Origin of the sequence: Mesoflavibacter zeaxanthinifaciens subsp. sabulilitoris (assembly GCF_014191595.1) — a bacterium.
Lineage (GTDB): Bacteria > Bacteroidota > Bacteroidia > Flavobacteriales > Flavobacteriaceae > Mesoflavibacter > Mesoflavibacter zeaxanthinifaciens.
Genome location: NZ_JACHWV010000015.1, coordinates 1 through 1,409 on the forward strand (window position 1 = coordinate 1; position 1,409 = coordinate 1,409).

Consider the following 1,409-nt stretch of genomic DNA (forward strand, 5'->3'; position numbering starts at 1 on the left):
TAGCAGCAGGATATGTTTTTGACTTATCAGAAAACTTTAAGTTAAAGCCACATGTAATGACAAAGCTAGCATTTAGCTCACCAGTGACTTACGATATAAACCTAAACCTATTTATGTATGATTTTGTAGAGGTAGGCGCAGGTTACCGTTTAGACGATTCGTTTAGTGGTATGGTTAACTTTTTAGTAGCACCAAACTTAAGAATCGGTTATGCATATGACAGTGTTAACTCACAATTAGATGTTGTAACTAACTCATCCCATGAGATATTTATCAACTTTGATATCAATCTACCAAGAAAAGTATCAAGATCACCACGTTATTTCTAATCAGATAAGCTAACCAAGAACAATGAAACATATACAATTATTTATAGTTTGTGCCTTAATAAGCAGTTTTAGTCTAACTGCTCAAAACAGTGCCACAAAAAAAGCCGATAAACTTTTTGCTAAGTACCAATTTGTAGATGCTATAGAAGCCTACAATAAATTAGTAGAAAAAGGAGAAGCCGATGCTTATGTCTACTCACAATTAGCAGAAGCCAACTACAATATCTATAGTACCGAAGCAGCCGAAAAGTGGTATGCTAAAGCATTTGAAGCAGGAGCAAACGATGCAGAGATGATCTACAAGTATTCAGAAATGCTAAAAGCAAACGGAAAGTATGAAGCATCAAATACGCAAATGGATAAGTTTGCTGCAATGAAGCCATCAGATGACAGAGCAATGATGTACAAGTCTAACCCAGATTATTTATCAAAAATCTTAGATAAAGGAAAAACCTTTAACGTACAAAACTTAGACATCAACACAGCTACATCAGATTTTGGAGGTACGCTTCAAGATGGTAAACTATACATTACTAGCTCTAGAAATGATAACCGTAAAAAATACGGATGGAACGAAGAACCATTTTTAGACATCTACGAATATACCTTAGCAGAAGATGGGACTTACCAAGGAGAAGAGCTTTTAGACGGAGATATTAACACTAAATACCACGAAGGTATTGTAAGCTTTACACCAGACGGAAAAACCATGTATTTTTCAAGAGAAAGTTTCTTTGAAAACATCTATGAAAAAGACAGTTTATCTAACACAAAGTATAGTGTATTACATCTGTTTAAAGCTACAAAAGACAGTGATGGTTTTAGCGAGGTAGAAGCCTTATCAATCAATAGTCCAAACTACTCGATTAAAAACCCAAGTGTAAGCGCAGACGGAAGCATGATTTACTTTGCAAGTGATATGCCAGGAGGATATGGTAAGTTTGATATTTACAAAGCAACATTAGATGCAAACGGAAATGTAGGTACACCAGAAAACTTAGGTCAAAAGGTAAATACCGAAGGACAAGAAATGTTCCCATACATTAGTAGTGATAACACACTTTATTTCTCTTCTACAGG

Annotated in this window: 1 protein-coding gene and 1 pseudogene; both read left to right on the forward strand. The window is 35.1% G+C overall.

The annotated features are described in order from the left end of the window. On the forward strand, positions 1–329 hold a 329-nt coding region (locus tag FHS04_RS14270), incomplete at its 5' end, for a type IX secretion system membrane protein PorP/SprF (RefSeq protein ID WP_183408385.1). Between the two features lie 22 nt (positions 330–351). Beyond that, positions 352–1,409 (forward strand): annotated as a pseudogene (locus tag FHS04_RS14275) (PD40 domain-containing protein); the annotation flags it as partial.